The sequence below is a fragment of the Streptomyces sp. NPDC088730 genome (genome assembly GCF_044751215.1).
Classification (GTDB): domain Bacteria; phylum Actinomycetota; class Actinomycetes; order Streptomycetales; family Streptomycetaceae; genus Streptomyces.
Window position 1 is genome coordinate 152,874 of sequence record NZ_JBIVLK010000015.1, and the last position, 16,220, is coordinate 169,093.

The following is a 16,220-nucleotide window of genomic DNA, read 5'->3' on the forward strand; positions in this document are numbered from 1 at the left end:
TCATTTTGACTATAAAGGTCGAACGCGGGTAGCAAAAGGCCCGCGGCCGGTTCCTGTCCGAAATTCGGAGTCCAGGAACCGGCCACGGGCCGTAAGCGGTACAGCGGTACAGCGGTACAGCGGTACAGCGGTGGAGCCGAGGCCTACAGACCGACCTCGCGCATCAGCATGCCCACTTCGGTGTTGGTGAGCCGGCGCAGCCAGCCCGACTTCTGGTCGCCCAGCGGGATCGGGCCGAACGACGTCCGCACGAGCCGCTCGACCGGGAAGCCGGCCTCGGCCAGCATCCGGCGGACGATGTGCTTGCGGCCCTCGTGGAGGGTCACCTCGACCAGGTAGTTCTTGCCGGTGTTCTCGACGACGCGGAAGTGGTCGGCGCGGGCGTACCCGTCCTCCAGCTGGATGCCGTCCTTGAGCCGCTTGCCCAGGTCGCGCGGGAGCGGGCCCTGGATGGCGGCCAGGTAGGTCTTCTTCACGCCGTACTTGGGGTGGGTGAGACGGTGGGCCAGCTCGCCGTGGTTGGTGAGCATGATGATGCCCTCGGTCTCGGTGTCCAGCCGGCCGACGTGGAAGAGCCGCGTCTCACGGTTGGTGACGTAGTCGCCGAGGCACTGGCGCCCGTCCGGGTCCTCCATGGAGGAGACGACACCGGCCGGCTTGTTCAGCGCGAAGAACAGGTACGACTGGGTGGCGACCGTCAGACCGTCGACCTTGATCTCGTCCTTGTGCACGTCGACGCGCATGCCCTGCTCGACGACGATCTCGCCGTTCACCTCGACGCGGGACTGCTCGATGAGCTCCTCGCAGGCGCGGCGTGAGCCCATGCCGGCCCTGGCGAGGATCTTCTGCAGCCGCTCGCCCTCCTGCTCGGCGCCCGGGTGGGTCTTGGGCGTCTTGATCTCGGGCTTGTTCGCGTACCGGTCGCGGTTGCGCTGCTCGATCTTGGCGTCGAGCTCGCGCGGGCGGGCGGGGGCGCCGTACGGGGCACGCCGGCCGCTGCTCTTCGAGCCGCCGGAGGCCGCCTTCGGGCCGCCCTTGGCGCCGCCGCGGGCCGCCGCGCCGCGGCCCTTGCGGGTGCCGCCGTCGCCGCCCGGCTTGTCGTTGCCCACGTCGTAGCGGCGCTCCTCCGGGCGGGGCCTGCGGGGGCGCTGCTCCTGCTTGTCGTCACGCTCGGAGCCGGAGACCCGGGGGTTCGGGTTGGTGTTCCGGCCGGTGCCGATGTTGTTCCGGCCGCCGCTGCCACCGCTCCTGCCGCCGCCGCTCCTGGCTCCGCCGCCGGCTCCGCCGCTCCTGCCGCCGCTGGCTCCGCCGCCGCTCCTGCCGCCGCCGCTGCCGCTTCCGCTGTTCCTGCCACTGCTTCGCATCAAAATTCCGTCTTGTCGTCTGCGTGAGTATCCGGGGTGTCCGGTGCGTCCGGATCGAACGACGGCACACCCTCTAGCGTCTCAGCCTCGATCGCGTCCGCCTCCGGGAGGAAGGGCGCGAGCTCCGGGAGCTCGTCCAGGCCACGCAGGCCCATTCGCTCCAGAAAGTAGTTCGTCGTCCTGTACAGGATCGCACCTGTTTCGGGTTCCGCGCCCGCTTCCTCGACCAGGCCCCTCTGGAGCAGGGTCCGCATGACCCCGTCGCAGTTCACGCCGCGCACCGCGGAGACCCTGGAACGGCTCACCGGCTGCCGGTACGCGACGACCGCGAGGGTCTCCAGCGCCGCCTGGGTGAGACGGGCGTGCTGGCCGTCCAGGACGAAGCCCTCGACCGCCGCCGCGTACTGCGGCCGGGTGTAGAACCGCCAGCCCCCCGCGACCAGCCTCAGGTCGAAGCCGCGGCGCTGCGCGGTGTACTCGTCGGCCAGCTCCCGCAGCGCGTCCGCGACGGCCCGGCGGGGCCGCTCCAGCACCTTGGCCAGGTGCTCCTCTGTGGCGGGCTCGTCGACGACCATCAGCACGGCCTCCAGGGCGGGCTTCAGATCGAGGCCCGCGACGGCCGATCCGGTGACGTCCTGCTCACTCATGCCTTCACGTCCTGCCGCTCGTCCCGCATGTCCGGTGCCTCCTGGTCGAACTCGTCCGTGACGACCGGCTCGGCCCCCCGCTCCCCGGCCCAGCGCACCATCAGCTCCCCCAGCGCCTCGTCCTGGTCCAGGGCGACGGCCTTCTCCCGGTAGAGCTCCAGCAGCGCGAGGAACCGGGCGACGACGGTGAGGGTGTCCTGGGCGTCCCCGGTCAGCTCCCGAAAGCTCATCTCCCCCGCCTCCCGGAGCCGGGCCATCACGATCCCGGCCTGCTCCCGCACGCTGACCAGCGGGGCGTGGATGTGGTCGACGTAGACCTGCGGCCGGGGCCTGGGCTGCATCGCCTTCACGGCCAGCTTCGCGAAGCCCTCGGCCCCGATGCTGATCACCACGTCGGGCAGCAGCTCCGCGTGGTGCGGTTCCAGTCCGACGGTACGGGGGAAGCGGCGGCCCTCCGATTCGAGGCGTTCGCTGAAGATCTCCGCGATGCGCTTGTACGCGCGGTACTGCAGCAGCCTCGCGAAGAGCAGGTCCCTGGCTTCCAGGAGTGCCAGATCCCCCTCGTCCTCCACCTCCGCGGTGGGCAGCAGCCGGGCGGCCTTGAGGTCCAGGAGGGTCGCCGCGACGACGAGGAACTCGGTGGTCTGGTCCAGGTCCCAGTCCGGCCCCATGGCCCGGATGTGGACCATGAACTCGTCGGTGACCTTGGACAGGGCCACCTCGGTCACGTCCAGCTTGTGCTTGGAGATGAGCTGGAGCAGCAGGTCGAACGGCCCCTCGAAGTTCGCCAGCCGCACGGTGAACCGGCCGTCGTCGGCCTCCGGGGCGGGAACAGGCTCGGCGTCCGTTACGGGAACGGGCCCGGGGTCCGTTACGGGAACGGGCTCAGGGTCCGGGTCCGGGTCCGGTACGGGAACGGGCTCGGGGACAGGCGCGGGGTCGGCGTCCGCTACGGAAACGGGTTCCGGGTCCGGGTCCGCCACCGGGACGGGCGCGGGTTCGGGGACAGGCACCGGCACGGGCCCGCCGCCCGGCCCGCGGCCCAGCGGGCGGCGGGAGGTGCGGGCGGGCTCGTCGGGTGAGGGCATGGGGATCCAGGGTGCGGCGGGACACGGGGCGGGCGGACGGCGGCCCGCCCTCCGGGGCAGGCTACCGGCGCCGGGCCCGTCAGCGGCCGCGCAGCCGCCGTACGAGGATGCTCGCGTCGCCCCGGGACTCCAGGTCGGCCAGGACGACGGCGACCGCCTCACGGACGATCCTGCCCCGGTCGATGGCCAGCCCGTGCTCGCCGCGCAGTACCAGCCGCGCGTGTTCGAGGTCCATCAGCTCCTCCGCGGAGACGTAGACCGTGATCTTCTCGTCGTGGCGCTCCCGGCCGCTGGGCCGCCGGTTCGCGCCGCGCCCGCCACCGCGTCTGCGCTGCTGCTGGACCACGGGCGCCGGGACCGGCTCCTGCGAGGACGGCGGCTGCGGACGGCGCCCGGCCTGGGCGGCCACCGCCATCCGGTCGTTCTCACCGCCGCGGCTGCGCGAGTCTCCCGCGTCGGCCCTGGCCGCCGAGTGCTCCTCCGGCGCGGAGGAGGCGGCCGGGGCCTCGGAGCCCGGCGCCGGGGCGTCGGCCCCGGATTCGCTCTCGCCGCCGGCCGGTGCGGGACCCCGGGCGGCCTCGCCGTTCGCCTTGCGCCGCCGTTCCGCGGGGGACGAGGACTGCAGCCCCATCCCCCCGGTGGTACGGAACAGTTCGTCGGCCCCCGGCAGACTCACTCGGCGTGACACCGGGCGAGCACCTCCCTGGCGAGCTGGCGATAGGCGGCGGCACCGACCGAGTTGGAGGCGTACGTGGTGATGGGCTCGCCGGCGACCGTGGTCTCCGGGAAGCGGACCGTGCGCCCGATGACCGTGTGGTAGACGTGATCGTCGAAGGCCTCGACGACGCGTGCGAGGACCTCGCGGCTGTGCACCGTACGGGAGTCGTACATGGTGGCGAGGATGCCGTCGAGCTCCAGTTCCGGGTTGAGCCGCTCCTGGACCTTCTCGATGGTCTCGGTGAGCAGGGCCACACCTCGCAGCGCGAAGAACTCGCACTCGAGCGGCACTATCACCTTGTGCGCGGCGGTCAGGGCGTTCACGGTGAGCAGGCCGAGCGAGGGCTGGCAGTCGATCACGATGTAGTCGTAGTCGGCCATCAGCGGCTTCAGGGCGCGCTGCAGGGTGGATTCCCGGGCCACCTCGCTGACCAGCTGGACCTCGGCGGCCGACAGGTCGATGTTGCTCGGCAGCAGGTCCATGTTGGGCACGGCGGTCTTCAGGAGGACCTCGTCGGCCGCCATGCCGCGCTCCATGAGGAGGTTGTAGACGGTGAGGTCGAGCTCCATCGGGTTCACGCCGAGACCGACGGACAGGGCTCCCTGCGGGTCGAAGTCGACGAGCAGGACGCGCCTCCCGTACTCCGCGAGCGCGGCACCCAGGTTGATGGTCGACGTGGTCTTGCCGACGCCGCCCTTCTGGTTGCACATCGCGATGATCTTGGCGGGGCCGTGATCGGTCAGCGGGCCCGGGATCGGGAAGTACGGCAGGGGCCGGCCGGTCGGGCCGACTCGCTCGCGGCGCTGCCGGGCGGCGTCGGGCGCGAGAGTGGCCGCGTACTCCGGATCGGGCTCGTATTCGGCGTCGGGGTCGTAGAAGCGCCCCTGGGGCGTCTCGTCGAAGTCGGCGAAGTGGGCGGTGTCCCGGCCACTCTCGTTGCCGGCCATGGCGTTCACGTGTAGGCCGTCCATCATCTGGGGGGCTGTCGTCATGTGCTGGTGGGTGGCGAAGGTGCGGACAGCGACGGAGCCGACAGCCTCCAGCCCGTTCGGGCCCTGGCCCCGTGCAGGCATCCCTGGTTGAACACCCCCGGGAGTAAATGTCGACTCATTCACAAGTCGTCTTACCTCCTTGGACGTGACCAGGAAACTTATCGATAGGTCAGCGTGGCACCATGCCGACGATTGGCGACTCTATGGCGTGTCACCGGTTCGCAGCAACACAATCCGCCGGACCCGGCCCGATGTGTCGGCAATCGAACACCCCGCTGTCAAGGGCGCGCAGCCTTCCGGGCGTACTTTTCGCGGGTGCACGAATCGGTTAAAGGGTTACGTTCGAGGCGAGTTGCGCGGGGCCCGGCATGCGTCCGGCCGGACCTTGCTCGGCAAGGTCCGGCCGGGTGCGCGAGGTTGACGGAGAGGGTTGACCCTCAGCCGAGAAGCGTGCTCAGTTCGACGTGGTCGAGGCCGTGCGCTTCCGCCACCTCACGGTAAACGACCTGCCCGTCATGGGTGTTGAGCCCCTTGGCGAGTGCGGCGTCACGGCGCAGCGCCTCGGCCCAGCCCCGGTTCGCGAGCTCCACGATGTAGGGCAGCGTCGCGTTGGTGAGGGCGTACGTGGAGGTGTTCGGCACCGCGCCGGGCATGTTGGCGACGCAGTAGAAGACCGAACCGTGAACCATGAAGGTCGGCTCGGCGTGCGTCGTCGGGTGGGAGTCCTCGAAGCAGCCACCCTGATCAATTGCAATGTCGACAAGTACACTTCCGGGCTTCATCTTGGCGACGAGCTCGTTGGTGACCAGCTTCGGGGCCTTCGCTCCGGGGATGAGCACGGCGCCGACGACCAGGTCCGCCTCGACGACGGCCTTCTCCAGCTCGAAGGCGTTGGAGACGACCGTCTGCACCTTGGTGCCGAAGATCCGGTCGGCCTCGCGGAGCTTGTTGATGTCCTTGTCGAGCAGCGTGACGTGGAAGCCGAGACCGACGGCGATCTGGGTGGCGTTCCAGCCGGAGACGCCGCCGCCGATGACGACGGCCCGCCCGGCCGCCGTACCCGGGACGCCGCCGGGCAGCACACCGCGGCCGCCGGCCGAGCGCATCAGGTGGTACGCGCCGACCTGCGGGGCCAGCCGGCCCGCGACCTCGGACATCGGGGCGAGCAGCGGCAGCGCGCGGTTCGCGGTCTCGACGGTCTCGTAGGCGATGGCGGTGGTGCCGGACTCCAGCAGCGCGTCCGTGCAGGCGCGGGAGGCGGCGAGGTGGAGGTAGGTGAAGAGGGTCTGGCCCTTGCGGAGGCGGTGGTACTCCTCCGCGACCGGCTCCTTGACCTTCAGCAGCAGGTCCGCGGTGGCCCAGACCTCGTCGGCGGTGGGCAGTATCCGCGCCCCGGCCGCGACGTACTCCGCGTCCGTGATGGACGAGCCGGCACCGGCGCTCTCCTCGACGACGACCTGGTGGCGGTGGCGGACGAGCTCGTGCACACCGGCAGGCGTGATCGCCACGCGGAACTCGTTGTTCTTGACTTCGCGGGGGATACCGACCTTCACGTCGATCACGGTCCTTGACTCAGAGGGGTCACCCGGACATAGCCATGCATACCCGGATGGACGCAGCGTAAATGGAGACACCGCGAACACCCGCGGCAGAGCCAGTCTAATGAAGGGCTTCCCGCTGTCTAGCCTTACAAAGCATTAATTTTCCGTCGCCGCACTACGGATTTCGTAGGCTGCACTCTCCTCACCCAGCAATCTGTCGGCCGTACCCCGGTGCAGCCCCGCGGCTGCGGGGTCACCGAGCCGGTCCAGCGTGTCGGCCAGCCGCAGCTCAAGGGCGGCCTGCAGCCGTACGTCCTTGGCCTGCCGCGCCCACTGCACGGCCTCCCGGCAGGTCTGCAAGGACTCCTGCGGACGGCCCGCGTACTCCTGGACCCGGGCGACCTCGCTGAGCGCCCGCGCCTGGGCCGGCAGGTCACCGAGCCTGCGGTAGCCGGCCGCCGCGGCGCGCCAGTTCCGCAGCGCCTCGCCGTACCGCCCGGCGTAGGTGTGGACCGTGCCGAGGCGCCCGTAGAGCCGTGCCTCGTCGGCCTTCTCCCCCTGGGAGAGCCGCTGCGCGAGCGCCCGGCCGTACCAGTCGGAGGCCCGGTGGAAATCGCCCAGCTCCGCATAGGCGCCGCCCACGGATTCCATCGCGCGCCCGGTGGCGTACGGGTCCTTCGCGGCCCGTCCGGCGTCCAGCGCGGCCCGGTAGCGGGCCAGCGCCTCCCGGGTCCGGCCGGTGCCGGCGTCCAGGTCCGCGAGGTTGAGCAGGGCGGCCGCCCGCTCGCGCGGCAGCTCACGGCGCTCGGCGACGGCCAGTACCAGTCCGTGCAGTCCGTACAGCTCGGGCGCGGCCGCCTCCGTGCCCTCGTGCACCGCCAGCGCCCGCACCAAGGCGGCCACCAACCGCCGTGCCAGCGTGTCGAGTTCGCCGTCCTGCACGGCGATCCGGGCGGAGGCGAGCAGGGCGGGGCGGCGGATCCGCAGCCACTCGGCGGCGGCCTCGGGGCCGGGGAAGCGCAGCGAGCGCGGCAGCCCGGCGAGTCTGCGCCGGGCCGGGGAGCCCTCGGGCTCGGTGACCGCGCGGCAGGACTGGAGCAGGCGCACGGTCCGCTCCAGCATCCTCGCCTGCGCGAGCTGGATCTCGGCCGGACGGTCCCGGTCCGCCAGCAGCGCCCGCAGCAGCGGGGCCAGGCAGCCGGGCACCTCGTACTGCTGACGCCCCGCCTCGTCGCTCCGCAGCACGCCGAGGCGCACGAAGTCGTCGAGCGTGGTCTGGGCGGCCGAGACGGAGCAGCCGGCCAGCGCGGACGCGGTGTGGGCGTCGGCGAGTCCGGCGGGGGCCAGCGAGAGCAGTCGCAGTATCCGGGCGGCGGTCGCCGGCAGCGAGTCGTGGACCAGCCGGAAGGCGCGGGCCAGCGGACGGGCGCCGGTGGGCTGCTCGGCGTCGTCCGGCAGTTCCCGCAGCTGCTTGGTGACGTCGGCCACCGAGGCCGTCGGGTGCGCGGCCAGCCAGCCCCCGACCAACACGAGCGCGGCGGGCTGGCCGCCGCACTCCTCGGCCAGGGTCTCGGCGGTCCGCGGGTCGACGGTGATGCGGACCTGCCCGATGGTGCGGGCGAGCAGCTGGACCGCGGGGCCCGCCTCCAGTCCGCCGATGGTGCAGGGCCGGACGCCGGGGATACCGGTCAGCGGGCCCTGCGCGGTGGCGACGACCAGGCAGTCCGGGTTGTCTGGGATCAGCGGGTCGACCTGTTCGGCGTCCGGCGCGTCGTCGATCAGGAGCAGGACCCGGCGTACGGCGAGGGCCTCGCGGACCATCTCGGACAGCTCGTCCTCGTCCGCGCCGGGCGGTCCCGCCATGTCGAGCTGGCCGAGGAGGCGCCGGGCGGCGCGTTCGGTGGGGACCGGGGCGCCGCCGGGTTCGGTGAGCCGGACGCGGAGCAGGCCGTCGGGGTAGTCGCCGGTGCCGAGCAGCCGCCGGGTGAGCTCGCCGGCCAGCGCGGTACGGCCGGAGCCGGGGCGTCCGGCGATCAGCAGGACCCGGGCCCGGCCGCTCTTGCGACCGGCCATGGTGTCCAGTCCGGCCCGTTCGATGTCGGCCCGGAGCTCCTTCAACTCGCGTTCACGCCCGAAGAATTGAGACGGCTCGACGGTGGCCGGCCCCTCGGTCCCCGCTGCCTCGGCCGGGTCGCTGGTGTCCACCGCCTGATCCGTCACGGGCCACGCTCCACTTCGCTGCACGCGTCGCCCGCCGGGACTCCGGTCAGGGCATTCCGAGCGTAGTTGAGGCGGGTGGGTGAATCCGGTGGAGCGCGGCGGACAGGTCCCCCGATCGGATCAGCGTTTTTTCCGACCGGGGGACGTTTCCGGCTCCCCGACGGGCCGTCAGGCCTCGAACGGCCGGGCGGGCCAGGGCGCCTCCGCGGGCCGCAGGGATTCGACCCCGTCGCCCGCGAGCGCCGCGGCGAGCGAGAGCACCCCCACCACCAGGCAGCTGTTGTGCAGGTCTCCGGCGAGCACACCGCGTACGAGGTCCTGGAGCGGCACCCGGGCCAGCTCCATGTCGGCCTCCTCCTCCGCGACCTCGAAACGCTCGCCGTCCGCCTCCGAGATGTTGCGGGCGAGGAAGATCCGTACGGCTTCGTCACAGCCGCCCGGCGTGGTGTAGACGTCGGTCAGCACCCGCCAGTCCTCGGCCTTGACGTACGCCTCCTCGTACAGCTCGCGCTGCGCGGCGTGCAGCGGGTTCTCACCGGGGACGTCGAGCAGTCCGGCCGGGATCTCCCAGAGCTTCTGGCGCACCGGGTGACGGTACTGGCGCAGCACCAGGACGCGGCCCGCGTCGTCGAGTGCGAGCACCGCGACCGAACCCGGGTGGACCTGGTAGTCGCGGCCGTGGACGGATCCGTCGGGCATCACCACCTGGTCGGTGCGGACGCTGGTCTTGTTGCCCCGGAACGGGGTCTCGGTCGCGGTGACCGGCCATTCCTCGGGCGTGTCCTGGAAACCCATCTACGTCCTCCCACAAAAAGCAGTGACCGGGGTACGCGTCCTCGAAGGACGCGTACCCCGGTCAACCGTAACGCCTGCGGGGGTTCCGTTACTTGCCCGGCGTGGCTTCCGGCTCGCCGCCCGTCCTGCGCGCGACGGCCGCCTTCACCAGGCCCGCGAACAGGGGGTGCGGGCGGGTCGGGCGGGAGCGCAGCTCCGGGTGCGCCTGGGTGGCGACCAGGTACGGGTGGACCTCGCGCGGGTACTCGACGTACTCGACGAGCTTGTTGTCCGGAGAGGTCCCGGAGAAGACCAGACCGGCCTTCTTCTCCAGCTCGGCGCGGTAGCTGTTGTTGACCTCGTAGCGGTGGCGGTGGCGCTCCTCCACGTACGGCTGGCCGTCGTAGGCCTCACGGACCAGCGAGCCCTCGGCGAGCTTCGCCGGGTAGAGGCCGAGCCGCATGGTGCCGCCGAGGTCGCCCGCGCCCTCGACGAACGCCAGCTGCTCCTCCATCGTCGAGATGACGGGGTGGCCGGTGGCGGCGTCGAACTCGGTGGAGTTGGCGTCGGGGATCTCCGCGAGGTTGCGCGCGGCCTCGATCACGATGCACTGGAGACCGAGGCAGAGGCCGAGCAGCGGCACCTTGTTCTCACGCGCGTACTGGATGGCGCCGACCTTGCCGATCACACCACGCTCGCCGAAGCCGCCGGGGATGCAGACGGCGTCGACGTCACCGAGCTGCTTCTTGGCGCCCGCAGGGGTCTTGCAGTCGTCGGAAGCGACCCACTTGACCTTGACGCGGGCCTTGTTCGCGAAGCCGCCGGCCCGGATGGCCTCGGTGACCGAGAGATAGGCGTCGGGCAGGTCGATGTACTTGCCGACCAGCGCGACGGTGACCTCGTGGTCGGGGTTGTGGACGCGGTCCAGCAGATCCCCCCAGGTCGTCCAGTCGACGTCCCGGAACGGCAGGTCGAGCTTGCGCACGACGTATGCGTCCAGGCCCTCGGAGTGCAGCACCTTGGGGATGTCGTAGATCGACTTGGCGTCCGGGCAGGCCACCACGGCGGCCTCGTCGACGTCGCACATCAGCGAGATCTTGCGCTTGATCGCGGTCGGCACCTCGCGGTCGGCGCGCAGCACGATCGCGTCCGGCTGGATACCGATGTTGCGCAGCGCCGCCACCGAGTGCTGGGTCGGCTTGGTCTTCAGCTCACCGGACGGGCCGATGTAGGGCAGCAGCGAGATGTGCACGACGAAGACGTTGTCCCGGCCCACCTCGTGGCGGACCTGGCGGACGGTCTCCAGGAACGGCAGCGACTCGATGTCGCCGACCGTGCCGCCGACCTCGGTGATGACGACGTCCACGTCGTCGGTGGCCATGCGGCGGATGCGGTGCTTGATCTCGTTGGTGATGTGCGGGATGACCTGCACGGTGTCACCGAGGTACTCGCCCCGCCGCTCCTTGGCGATGACCTGCGAGTACACCTGGCCCGTCGTGACATTGGCGGAGCCGTCCAAGTCGACGTCGAGGAAGCGCTCGTAGTGTCCGATGTCGAGGTCGGTCTCGGCACCGTCGTTGGTGACGAACACCTCACCGTGCTGGAAGGGGTTCATCGTGCCCGGGTCGACGTTCAGGTACGGGTCGAGCTTCTGCATGGTGACCCGAAGGCCACGCGCCTTGAGCAGGGCACCGAGGCTGGAGGCAGTCAGACCCTTGCCGAGGGAAGAGGCGACACCCCCGGTGACGAAGATGTGCTTGGTCGTCGTGGATGTGGGCTGCATAGCCAAAGGGGGCTCCCGTGGTCGCGATCGTGAGGTGCGTACCGGCTTTGCCGTCCGGAGATTCCGGAGGCGCCGTCGCTGCGGTTCGGGGGCCTCGTCTGCTGTTGCCAGACGACCACCGGTCCACGGGCTACCAGGGTATCAGCGACCAGGGGAGCCTGCTTCCGGCCACTCCCGGCACAGTCAGCACACACGATCCCCGCATGTCTCTCACGCCCCACCCGTTCGGCTCATCTCTCTTGTCGGGACCGTCGCGCGGATCACCCAGGTGCGTCGTATCCTGCTCGGACACTCGCTCCGGGCGAGGTATGGACGCGCAGATTCCCCCACCTCAACCCCTAGCAACGACCTCTTGACCCGCAGTAAGCGCCCTACGGGGCGACATGGCCGTTCGACTGGAGATGCACGTGGCCGGGCGCATCGAGGATTACGCACTCATCGGAGACATGCAGACCGCCGCCCTGGTCTGCCGGGACGGCACAGCAGACTGGCTGTGCCTGCCCCGCTTCGATTCACACGCCGTTTTCGCGGGCCTTCTGGGCACCGAGGAACACGGCTTCTGGCGCCTCGGGCCCCGTCCCGAGGGCGAACAACCGGCCTCGGCCGACCGACGCCGCTACCGCGGGGACTCACTGATCCTCGAATCGGAGTGGGACACGCCTCGCGGCACGGTCCGGGTGACCGATTTCATGCCGCCGCGTGACGGCGCCCCGCAGCTGATCAGGATCGTGGAGGGCGTCAGCGGCCGGGTGCCGATGCGCTCGGAGCTGCGCATGCGGTTCAGCTACGGCCGGGTCACCCCGTGGGTGCACAAGGTGGACGGCCGCACGGTCGCCGTCGCGGGCCCCGACTCGGTCTGGCTGGACACCACGGCCGAGACCTACGGCGAGAACCTCACGACGTACTCGGACTTCACCGTCGCCCCGGGTGACCGGATCGCGTTCACGATCAGCTGGCAGCCCTCGCACCGCGAACCGCCCGCGCTCCCGGACCCGGAGGGTTCGCTGGAGGCGACCGCGGACTTCTGGCGCGAATGGGTCGAGCAGTGTACGTACCACGGCCCCTACCGGGAGGCCGTGGTCCGCTCGCTGATCACCCTCAAGGCCCTGACCTACGCCCCGACCGGCGGCATCGTCGCGGCGCCCACCACCTCACTGCCCGAGGACATCGGCGGCTCCCGCAACTGGGACTACCGCTACACCTGGCTGCGCGACGCCGCGATCACGCTGTCCTCGCTGCTGCGCACCGGCTACCGCGAGGAGGCCCGTGCCTGGCGCGAGTGGCTGCTCAGGGCGGTCGCGGGCGACCCCGAGAACCTGCAGATCATGTACGGGATCGCGGGCGAGCGGGAGCTGGGCGAGGCCGAACTGGAGTGGCTGCCGGGTTACGAGGAGTCGGGCCCGGTCCGGGTCGGCAACGGCGCCGCGGGCCAGCTCCAGCTGGACGTGTACGGCGAGGTCACCGAGGCGCTGCACCTCGCGCACATGACCGGGCTGACCCGCAACGACTACGCCACCGGCCTCCAGCTCAAGCTGATCGAGTACCTGGAGAAGCACTGGGAGGAGCCGGACGAGGGCATCTGGGAGGTACGCGGGCCACGCCGGCACTTCGTGCACTCCAAGGTGATGGCCTGGGTGGCGTTCGACCGGACGATCAAACTGATCGAGGCCGGGGACGCGGAGGGGCCGCTGGACAAGTGGCGCGATCTGCGCGACGACATCCACCGCGACGTCTGCGAACGCGGGTACGACAAGGAGCGCAACACCTTCACCCAGTCGTACGGGTCGAAGGAGCTGGACGCCTCCCTCCTGCTGATCCCCCAGATGGGGTTCCTGCCGCCCGACGACAAGCGGGTCATCGGCACGATCGAGGCGATCCAGCGGGAGCTGTCCACGGAGGACGGCTTCGTGCTCCGCTACCCGACCACGGGCGGGGACGCCGGTGTGGACGGTCTGGAGGGCGACGAGGGCGCGTTCCTGGCGTGCTCGTTCTGGCTGGCCGACGACCTGGCGATGATCGGCCGGGTCGACGAGGCCCGCCAGCTCTTCGAACGGCTGCTGTCCCTGCGCAACGACCTGGGCCTGCTGGCCGAGGAGTGGGACTCCCGGCTGCAGCGCCAGGTGGGCAACTTCCCGCAGGCCTTCAGCCATGTGCCGCTGATCGACACGGCACTGCGGCTGACCGCGAGCGGGGCGTACGTGGGCTGACGGCCCGGACCTCGGCGGGCCCCTCCGGGGCTCGCCGCATCCGGTCCCGTTCAGCCGCCCGTGACGACCGGACGGTTCTCCGCGGGCAGTCCCCATTCGCTCCAGGAGCCGTCGTAGACCGCGGACTCGCCGCGGCCCGCCAGGGCTGCGGCCAGCGCGGGCACACAGGCGGTAACGCCCGATCCGCAGCTGAACAGCAGCCGGCTCCGGCCCGGGGCGAGTGCGCCGAACAGGGCCCGCAGCTCGGCCGCCGGGCGCATCCGGCCCTCGTGCTGGACCTCGGTGAAGGGCAGGTTCACCGCCCCGGGCATGTGGCCCCCGCGCAGCCCCGGGCGTGGTTCGGGCGCCGTGCCGCCGAAGCGCTCCCGGGACCGGGCGTCGAACACGACGGCCGCCGGATCGGTGAGCGCGGCCGCCACCTCGTCGGCGTCCACGAACATCCCCGGGCGCGGCACCGCCGTGAAGTCCCCGCGTGCGGGCAGGCCGTCGGGGGCGCCCTCCCGGGTCGGCAGTCCGGCCGCCGTCCAGCCGGGCAGCCCGCCGTCGAGCACCGCGACCCGGTCGAGGCCCATCGCCCGGAGCATCCACCAGGCCCGTGCGGCGGAGTAGAGACCCACCGCGTCGTAGACCACGACCGCGTCGCCGTCGTGGAGGCCGAGCGCGCGCATCTCCTCGGTGAACCGGTCCGCGTCGGGCATGGTGTGCGGCAGCGGTGCGCCGGGCTCGGACAGGGCGCCGTCGAGGTCGAAGGGGCGGGCCCCGGGAATCCGTACGGGGGCTTCCCGGTGGGCGCCGACCGAGGCGTCGAAGACCCGCAGTCCGGGCCGGCCGAGCCGGGCGGCGAGCCAGTCCGGGCCGACGAGCGGGCCGGGCGGGCCGTCATCGCAGGCGGGTGCCGCGTCGTCCATGGGTCCTCCCCCGTGCCGGTACCGAAGGGTCAAGATCGCAGCGGGGCCCCGGCCTGTCAACGGCCCGCCGCCCCGGCGGTGCCTCCGGCGCTCCGGGCCGGTACCTTCCTGACCAGGGCGTCGGCAAAAGCGCGCCCGGTCCGACCGAAGCGAAGCGCGAGGCCCAAGGGCCTTTCGTTTGGATCAGGCTGGGCTCGCGTGCCCCGGCACCGCACCTCGCGGCATTGTCGTCAGTCAACAACGCTCCGCGTTGCCTCAATCTCCGCATCGCGATGCACGGCACCAGGCCCCGCCCCCTGATCCAGCCTGATCCGAACGAAAGGCCCGAGTCGATGGAGACCCAAGGCGGTATCACCGTGCAGCGTGCCCTGGAGCTGCCGGGGCTGCGCGGCGGGCTCCCCGAGGTGGTGTCCGGCGCCGACCGGCTCAGCCGCACGGTGCGCTGGGTGCACGCGGGCGAGGTCCCCAACATCGCCTCGCTGCTCAAGGGCGGCGAGCTGCTCCTGACCACCGGTCTGGGGCTCGGTACCCGCCCGGCCGAGCAGCGCGCGTTCGTCCGCAGGCTCGCCGACCGGGGCATCGCCGCCCTGGTGGTGGAGCTCGGTCCGCGTTTCAGCCGGCTGCCCGCCTCGATAGTGGACGCCGCACGCGCCGCCGGACTGCCGCTGGTGCAGCTGCACCGCGAGGTGCCGTTCGTGACGGTGACCGAGGAGGTCCACACCGAGATCGTCAACGGTCACTACGCGCTGCTCCAGCAGGCCGAGGAGGTCCACCGGCGCTGCACCCAGGCACTGCTCGGCGGCGGCGGGGTACCCCAGGTCCTCGGCATCCTGGCGGACTTCACCGCCAACCCGGTGTTCCTGGAGACGGCCGACGGCCAGCTCCTGTACGCGGCCGGCACCGAGTCGGGCCCGATCTCCGCCGATCCGCTCCAGGTCTGGGACGGAATGCGCGGCGGCCGGGCGGCCCGCGAGTCGCCGCCCGTCGGCGCGGTGCTGGCGGATGTGCCGGGCGGCGGACCTGGGACCGGTTCGGTACGGGCCAGGCTGGTGCTGCTGGCCGTGGACGGTCCGCTGCTGACGGTGCACCGGATGGCGGCGGAGCGCGCGGCGGGCCTGCTCGCGGTGGTGCTGATGCAGGCCAGGCAGGAGGAGGAGCTCGCGGCGCGCGGCCGGGGCGACTTCCTGACGGATCTGGCGGAGGGCCGGATCGCTCCGGAGGACGCCCCGGCCCAGGCCCGGGTGCTGGGCTTCAAACCGGGCGAGATGCCGCTGCTGCCCGTGGTGATGCGGCTGGCCCCCGAGCTGTCCCCGTCCGGCAACTGGGCGCTGCTGGCCCGCGCGGTCCTGGAGGAGCTGTCCTCGGTGGGGGTGCCGGTGCTGCTCGGGGTGCGGCCGGTGGAGGGCCGGGTGCCGCTGCTGCTGGCGCTGCGGACCGAGACGGAGCGCACGGCGGTGGCCGACCGGGTCGCCGCGGCGCTGCGGGCCGGGGTGGAGCGGGCCGGGCTCGAACGGGCGGGTTCCCATCCCCCGGTCGTGGTGGTCGGGGTGGCGGGCAGCTGGGCGACGGCCGGCGCGGGGCTCCGGCACGCGGCGGAGACGGCCACCGCGGCGCAGGGGCTCGGTGACCGGCCCTGGTACGACGCCCGGCGCCTCGATATCGATCTGCTGCTCTGGCGGTTGCGGGACCACCCGGATCTGGCGGCGTTCGTCGAGCGGGCGATCGGCCCGCTGCGCGACCACGACCGCACCTCGCGCCCGCCGCTGCTGCCCACCCTTGAGACCTACCTCGCGCACGCGGGCCGCAAGGCGGAGACGGCACGCGAACTGCATCTGAACCGGCAGACGCTCTACAACCGGCTCGCTCGTATCGGTGAACTTCTCGGCACCGATCTGGACGACCCGCAGGCGGTACTCGCCCTGAGCCTGGCCCTGCGCGCCCGCCGCCACGCCTCCTGAGGGCCGACCGCACGCCGCCG

Annotated in this window: 12 protein-coding genes; 2 read left to right on the plus strand and 10 right to left on the minus strand. The window is 71.9% G+C overall.

The genetic code is table 11. The annotated features are described in order from the left end of the window. Positions 1–143: 143 nt before the first annotated feature. The 9 genes from ACIP89_RS31855 to ACIP89_RS31895 all read right to left on the minus strand — a co-directional run bounded on the left by ACIP89_RS31855 (position 144) and on the right by ACIP89_RS31895 (position 11,127). Positions 144–1,364, minus strand: a complete 1,221-nt coding sequence (locus ACIP89_RS31855; RefSeq protein WP_401930452.1) for a pseudouridine synthase — start codon at positions 1,362–1,364, stop codon at positions 144–146. Further along, positions 1,364–2,011 (minus strand): SMC-Scp complex subunit ScpB, encoded by a 648-nt coding sequence (scpB, locus tag ACIP89_RS31860; RefSeq protein ID WP_401930449.1) that lies wholly within the window; start codon positions 2,009–2,011, stop codon positions 1,364–1,366. Before scpB ends, ACIP89_RS31855 begins: the two co-directional genes overlap by 1 nt. Then, positions 2,008–3,099 carry a segregation and condensation protein A gene (locus ACIP89_RS31865; RefSeq protein WP_402117898.1) on the minus strand — a complete coding sequence of 364 codons (1,092 nt, stop codon included), beginning with the start codon at positions 3,097–3,099 and terminating at the stop codon, positions 2,008–2,010. The genes scpB and ACIP89_RS31865 overlap by 4 nt, the downstream gene beginning before the upstream one ends. A gap of 79 nt (positions 3,100–3,178) precedes the next feature. After that, positions 3,179–3,775: a hypothetical protein gene (locus ACIP89_RS31870; RefSeq protein ID WP_401930788.1), complete on the minus strand. Its 597-nt coding sequence runs from the start codon at positions 3,773–3,775 to the stop codon at positions 3,179–3,181. Continuing rightward, positions 3,772–4,890 carry a ParA family protein gene (locus ACIP89_RS31875; RefSeq protein WP_401930443.1) on the minus strand — a complete coding sequence of 373 codons (1,119 nt, stop codon included), beginning with the start codon at positions 4,888–4,890 and terminating at the stop codon, positions 3,772–3,774. Before ACIP89_RS31875 ends, ACIP89_RS31870 begins: the two co-directional genes overlap by 4 nt. Positions 4,891–5,246: 356 nt before the next feature. Continuing rightward, positions 5,247–6,362 (minus strand): alanine dehydrogenase, encoded by a 1,116-nt coding sequence (gene ald, locus ACIP89_RS31880; protein ID WP_402117899.1) that lies wholly within the window; start codon positions 6,360–6,362, stop codon positions 5,247–5,249. A gap of 144 nt (positions 6,363–6,506) precedes the next feature. Beyond that, positions 6,507–8,570: a tetratricopeptide repeat protein gene (locus ACIP89_RS31885; protein WP_402117900.1), complete on the minus strand. Its 2,064-nt coding sequence runs from the start codon at positions 8,568–8,570 to the stop codon at positions 6,507–6,509. Positions 8,571–8,738: 168 nt separating this feature from the next. After that, entirely contained in the window at positions 8,739–9,365 is a 627-nt protein-coding gene (locus ACIP89_RS31890) for an NUDIX hydrolase (protein WP_073739284.1), read from the minus strand. An 88-nt stretch (positions 9,366–9,453) separates the two neighbouring features. Next, positions 9,454–11,127 carry a CTP synthase gene (locus ACIP89_RS31895; RefSeq protein WP_402117902.1) on the minus strand — a complete coding sequence of 558 codons (1,674 nt, stop codon included), beginning with the start codon at positions 11,125–11,127 and terminating at the stop codon, positions 9,454–9,456. Positions 11,128–11,528: 401 nt separating this feature from the next. Here ACIP89_RS31895 and ACIP89_RS31900 point away from each other — a divergent pair, with 401 nt between their 5' ends. Further along, a complete protein-coding gene (locus ACIP89_RS31900) occupies positions 11,529–13,334 on the plus strand; it encodes a glycoside hydrolase family 15 protein (protein WP_401930785.1) in 1,806 nt (601 codons plus the stop codon). Positions 13,335–13,384: 50 nt separating this feature from the next. On the opposite strand, the gene ACIP89_RS31905 is transcribed toward ACIP89_RS31900, so the two are convergent. Then, on the minus strand, positions 13,385–14,242 hold the full coding sequence (locus ACIP89_RS31905; RefSeq protein WP_401931823.1) for a sulfurtransferase: 858 nt from the start codon (positions 14,240–14,242) through the stop codon (positions 13,385–13,387). A gap of 332 nt (positions 14,243–14,574) precedes the next feature. On the opposite strand from ACIP89_RS31905, the gene ACIP89_RS31910 reads away from it, so the two are divergent. Then, positions 14,575–16,200, plus strand: coding sequence for a PucR family transcriptional regulator (locus ACIP89_RS31910; protein WP_402117904.1), 1,626 nt, complete (start codon positions 14,575–14,577; stop codon positions 16,198–16,200). Positions 16,201–16,220: the final 20 nt, after the last annotated feature.